5 protein-coding genes are annotated in these 5,773 nt (G+C 50.0%); 2 read left to right on the forward strand and 3 right to left on the reverse strand.

Annotation, left to right across the window (positions count from 1 at the left end; genetic code table 11):
- Window positions 1-281, forward strand: a 281-nt coding sequence (locus QNK41_RS10725; protein WP_319256581.1) for a hypothetical protein, incomplete at its 5' end; no start/stop codon positions are given.
- 277 nt (window positions 282-558) lie between these two features.
- Complete coding sequence (locus QNK41_RS10730; protein WP_319256583.1) at window positions 559-1,659, forward strand: hypothetical protein; 1,101 nt, start codon at window positions 559-561, stop codon at window positions 1,657-1,659.
- A 213-nt stretch (window positions 1,660-1,872) separates the two neighbouring features.
- Here the strand turns inward: QNK41_RS10730 and QNK41_RS10735 are convergent, their stop codons facing one another.
- The 3 genes from QNK41_RS10735 to QNK41_RS10745 form a co-directional block, all read right to left on the reverse strand.
- Window positions 1,873-4,398, reverse strand: a complete 2,526-nt coding sequence (locus QNK41_RS10735) for an efflux RND transporter permease subunit (RefSeq protein WP_319256585.1) — start codon at window positions 4,396-4,398, stop codon at window positions 1,873-1,875.
- A gap of 130 nt (window positions 4,399-4,528) precedes the next feature.
- Window positions 4,529-5,533, reverse strand: a complete 1,005-nt coding sequence (locus QNK41_RS10740; protein WP_319256587.1) for a transposase — start codon at window positions 5,531-5,533, stop codon at window positions 4,529-4,531.
- Between the two features lie 58 nt (window positions 5,534-5,591).
- Window positions 5,592-5,773 (reverse strand): hypothetical protein (locus QNK41_RS10745; protein WP_319256589.1); only part of this gene is annotated, 182 nt, incomplete at its 5' end.

Raw genomic sequence — 5,773 nt, forward strand, 5'->3', positions numbered from 1 at the left:
TTGGATGTCAATACCAACAAAGCATTTTGCCATTTAATGACGCTTATCTTTTATTTTTCTATCAATGTGCATTGAAAGATGTTTTGTTAATTGAACAGTCCTTTATTGGGTGCCCCCATCTCCCAGCTTTGAGTTTTGGGAGCTTCGATAAAAAGTGGCTGTTTTTGCACGCACAAGAATTCACCAAATGTGAATTCCAGAAAAAACAATTTTCTCATGTTTGTACCCTTGCAGGAAAGCCGGAGGAATCCAGATCCGGCGTTACCAGGGGATTGCAGTAAATTACTACGGCTGCACCCTTGGCGCCTTGGCTCTTAATACCTCCGGCTTTTGCAACGTTGGGGTTATCTGTCCTGACGTCTTTTTCTCTCTTTGTTCCGTTACAGGGTAGGTCCTAAACACTATGAGACTTAAAAAATTCCGCCCGTTGGCATTTTCGGTTCACCTTGGCCTGTTGTTTGCTGAGTATTGGGACCAGAAAGCACCGCCTGACGACGACCATCCACAAGGGAGAACATTTTGAGACGATGGACCCTGCATCCACTCTGCACGTTATGCATGGCAGCAATTTTGATTCTAATATCCGGCTGCGGCTCCGGCGGCGGAGGAACGGAGGCGCCTTCCGGTCAGACCAGCCATTTCCCGATCGTTAATCCGGAAGGTGGCCCACCTGCCGGCAATTCGGCCGGTACCGCATCGATACCAGCCGAGGCGGACCTCGAAGATGTAACATCCCCCGATCAGATTGTCGGCAACGGCACGCCGGAGAGCTGCAGCGCAGAAGCCTTTATCGATGCCGTCGCCCTGGGGGGAACCATTGTATTCGACTGCGGTCCTGATCCAATCATGATAACGCTCCCAGGACCGGCCAAAGTGTTCAACGATGCCGACCCCGACATCGTCATCGATGGCGGCGGCCTGGTGTCGCTCAGCGGGGGGGGACTAAACCGCATTTTGTACATGAACACCTGCGATCAGGATCAGGTCTGGACCACCCCGCATTGCCAGAACCAGGATCATCCGCGATTGACAGTGCAAAACATCACCTTTGCCAATGGCAATTCCACCGCTGAAACCGAATATGACGGCGGCGGGGCCATATGGGTGCGCGGGGGACGATTCAAAGCCGTCAGCTGCCGCTTTTTCAACAATGTCTGCGCCGATGAAGGCCCAGATGTAGGCGGCGGGGCCATCCGGGTGTTCAGCCAATACGAAGGCCTACCCGTCTTCGTCGTCAATAGCACGTTCGGCGGTGCCGAAGGATACGGAAACCTTGGATCAAACGGTGGCGCCATCAGCAGCATCGGTGTCTCATGGACCATCATCAACAGCCTGTTTTCCCACAACAGCGCCGTTGGATACGGCGCCAATCCGGCACAATCCGGTACGCCGGGTGGCGGCAGCGGCGGCGCCATCTATAATGACGGCAACACGATGACGCTGACCGTTCTCGGATCGCGCATCCAATACAACGACGTCAATGAGCTCGGCTCGGCCATCTTCTTTGTTTCCAATGACCACACGGGCGATATCATCATCGATGACTCCACAATAACGAACAATATCGGTGGCTCCTGGTACCCGGCTTACGACGGCATATCCATGCACAGCGACACGCCGATTGCGGTGACCGACTCGATCATCGAAAATAATTCGTAAGCATCGGTTGGACCGACCTGCATCCTTGGATCTTTACTCAGATGCCCAACCCCGCACAGGCATGAAGGCCATTGTAGCCGATTCCGAGGACGGGGATCTTCCTTCCGACTCCTGTTCCGATTAAGGTCTCCATACAGGACCGTTTTTGCCTCTTTTTGCAAAGTTACGGTATGTTACTGCGACCCCGGATCCTCTTTACCCTTAAGGGTTATCTTAGCCCATGTCCATTTCAGCACTGCTTCTGGTATCCGGGCCAAATGGTTTAAATAAAACCAGAAGCTGCGGCAGCAAGGTCAGAGCGGCAATGAGGGCGATCAACATAGCCATGCTGGTAAATAGCCCGAAGTAAATAGTGGGCCAGAAGTTGGAGAGAACCAAAATCGAAAAGCCGATAATGATAGTCACAGAGGTGTAATACATGGCATGGCCGATGGTGTTATGACAGCGGTGGAGGGTTTTATAGTAATCACCATCGGTTATAATCTCCTTCCGGAACCTGTAAATATAATGAATGGTGTCGTCCACGGCAATACCGATGCTGATGGCCGCAATGGTAATAGTCATCATGTCCAAAGGAATGTTCATCCACCCCATCACGCCCAGAACTGCGCCGGCTGAAAAAAGATTAGGGAAAAGCGCGATCAAGGCCACTTTTATCGAACGAAAAAGTAAAAGAAACATCACCAGCAATGCCAGCGCCACAAAACCCAAGGTTTTGATTTGGGATGCGAAGAGGCTTTGCAGCATATTGTTATACAACACCATGGTTCCTGACAGTTTCACCTTGTCCTTTTCTATTTTTAATTGGTGAACAAGATCATGATCTATTTTCTTGAGTAAGTCGTTGCGCTTTAACGATTTCATCGAATCAATTATTCGTAGGGCAAAGCGAGCTTCACTGTTCTCAAAGGAAACAAACGGAAACAATATAAGGTCTTTGTACTCGTCGGGCACCTTGGTGTAAAGCACCGCCATTTCGATGCTATCCAATGACTGGCCATCGTTGAGTCTGCGCCCGATCTTCAGCAACGTTCCCAAAGAGAGCACCTTGCCTGTCTCTGGAAGCTCATCGAGATAATCATGAACTTTCTCAACCATTTCCATGCGATCATCCATGAACCAGTATTTATTGTAATCTTCCTCTTGGGTAGCATCGTCAAAAGGGTCGAAAAATTCCTCATCTTCCTTAGCGAATTCAGCTTCCAGGTCAATGGATTCGAATTGGATGATTACATCCAACGGGGTGGTGCCGCCCAGTTGTTGATCAATGGCCGCCATGCCCTGATAGATTTCGGTAGATTTTTTAAAATAATCGATAAAGCTGTTTTCCACTTGTAGACGGTAGACGCCCATCACGGCTAAAACCGAACAAATGCCGGTGACAATTAAAATTGTCTTCCCATGGGATTCGGTGAACCGAGCTAAAAAACCGGTTAGGGAAAATCTGAAATATTTGGGTTCCGTTGGCGGATCTGGCCGCTTGAGTAGCATGAGGCCGGAGGGAAACAATAAAAACGTCAGGCCCAGGGATACTAGAATACCGATGCTCATCATCCATCCGAAATGAATGACGGGCTTGATGTCGCACAGCAACAGGGAGCCGAAGCCAGCAATGGTGGTTAGCGCCGCATAAAGGCATGGGACGAACTTGGTGCGGATGGTCTCTTTGATAAGTGTGCGATGGTCTGCCTGGGGAAGCGTTCGTTGAAACTCGCGATATCGCACCACAAGATGAACCACAATGGATAGGGTGATAATAAGCTGCAGGGACACAAAGTTGGAGGAAATCACCGTCACATCCCAGTCGAAAAGGCCCAAAACGCCCATCATGCAAATGACGGACAGGAAGCAACAGAGCATGGGCATCACAATCCAGCGAAAGTTTTTAAAGATGATTCCCAGCATGAAAACAAGAAGTAAAAATACCCCCACTCCGAACATTTTAAGGTCATTTTTTATATAAGTGATCATATCGTCTGCGATCATGCTGATGCCGCCCAAAAAGAGTTGGGCCTGCGGGCGGTAACGATCCATGATCGCCCGAATCGCTGCAATGTTTTTATGCTGGATGTCATTCATCTGGATTTGGCGGGTACGGATTTCATCTATAACGGCGTTGAGATGAGCGGCGTCTTCTTGAGATAAACGATTCTGGCTCTTTTGATCCAAATAGCCATTTCGCCTGGCAATTAAATCGTTATAAATCGGGTCGGATTTCAGATTGACGACAAGGGCCGTGGTACGCAGATCTGGACTGACCAATAAATCCCGATAGAAAGGACTTTCCTTCAGTTCGATTCGGGCCAGGTTTTTATCAATGGTGGGTGATTTCAGGTTAGGAAGATCATTGGAGATGTCCTCATAAGAAACGGGCGGGCTTTCCAGCAGGGGAACATCCAGTATGGTTAGAACCGAATCCACCCAATCCAGTTCGGCAAGGTCCTTTCGCAAACGGCCTATTGTTTCAAGGTTATTCTGCTCAAGCAGGTCATCATTTTTGGGTGCATAGGAAATAAGCAAAAAATTATACACGCCATACCGTTCGCTGATCTGGCGGGCGTAGCGTAAGTCCTTGTCATTTTCAAGTAAAAGGGCATCCGCCGATGCGTCAATCCGGAAGTCCTTGGCGTTATATCCCAATACAGCGATGATAACGATTAAACAAAAAAGAACAGCAACAGGACGGTCTAAAAAGGTTTTGCCGTACCAGCGGGTAAACGTATGAGAGATTTTTGTCATGGAAGCTGAATCCTATTATGGGAAATCAGAAAAGGACGTTTTTTCTGCATCGACATGTATGGGAGGTATGAGGTATGTGAGGTATGGGGACGCCCTTAATTTCTGAACTTCAGGAGGTATGGGGACGCCCTTAATTTCTGAACTTCAGTTCCTCCGCGTCCGCTATTTGGCCGCCCCGTCGCACGGATTTACTGACTGCAGCTGTGGAGATGCCCAAACGCTTGCCCAGGGCGGTCATGCTCTCCCCCAGTTCATGCACAGACCAATAACACAGCAGGCTTCGGGCAATAACCTGCTGTTTGAACTTGCCGGGCTGCCAGACCTGCTCCGAGGTGATACCAAGTACCTGCGCGACATGATCGGCCACATCAGATACGGTCACCCCTTTGGCTATTAGAAAATAGCGTCGATCCAAGGCCTCCTGGCTTTCTGAAAGAATCCGTTCGACAAATGCACCATCGCCCAGGATCCGCTCATCGCTCTTTTCGTGCGCATCGGCGGATCTCAGGGACGTCACCGCGGTCCAGCCGCCAGCACTTCTGATCAATCCACCGCCGGTCAAATCGTTTCGTTTTCCATATTTGATGCCTTTTTCAACAAATGACCGGTAGCGTTTGCGCGCAGCGCCGGCCTTTTTCCCAAAATTCCGCAGCACCACGTGTGAGTTTTGCCAAGCTTGATCGTAAAAACCCATAACCACAGCGTGGCCGCAATACGGGTACTTGTCCAATGCACTCATGTCGGCAACGAGTTTTGCCCTTAAGGGATTCAGGTTGATATAGCGCACCAACTCCATCATGTAAGCGTCTTCCTGGCAAAGGATGGATTTGTAGCGGTTCTGAAACAGGTGCCCGCTTCGTCGGTGCCGGCGATTGAAACTGACCGCATGACCGGTCAGCAGTCGGCGCATCACCGTGGCAACGGGAACGCTGCCTGTGCGCAGCAACAAATGGAAGTGATTGGGAATCAGGGCCCAAGCGTAGCATTCGGTCTCAGTCTGTTCCAGGATGGTTCCCAACCGATCAATGAAGGATTCGCGGTCCTGGTCGTCATTAAAAATTTTTCGGCGTTCGATTCCGCGGGCAATGATGTGATGCAAAGCGCCGGGGCAGTCTATGCGTGATTGGCGAGGCATGCAGGGTTCAGTATCAGGTCGATCTGTAGCCGTCAAGTTTATAAGTTAAGGGCGTCCCCTACTTACCCTTCTTGGATTTTTTAATTTCGGGTTCAGGGGCACGCTGTTTTTTGGGTTGACTCTCTTTCTTGCGCGCTTGTTTTTCGAGCTTGATTTCGGCCATACGGGCGATCTGTGACTCCAGCTCGGCGAGACCTTTCAGCTGCTGCTTTGCCTGACGGATTTTTCCCTTGATATGCC

The organism is Desulfosarcina sp., assembly GCF_033791525.1.
Classification (GTDB): Bacteria; Desulfobacterota; Desulfobacteria; order Desulfobacterales; family Desulfosarcinaceae; genus Desulfosarcina.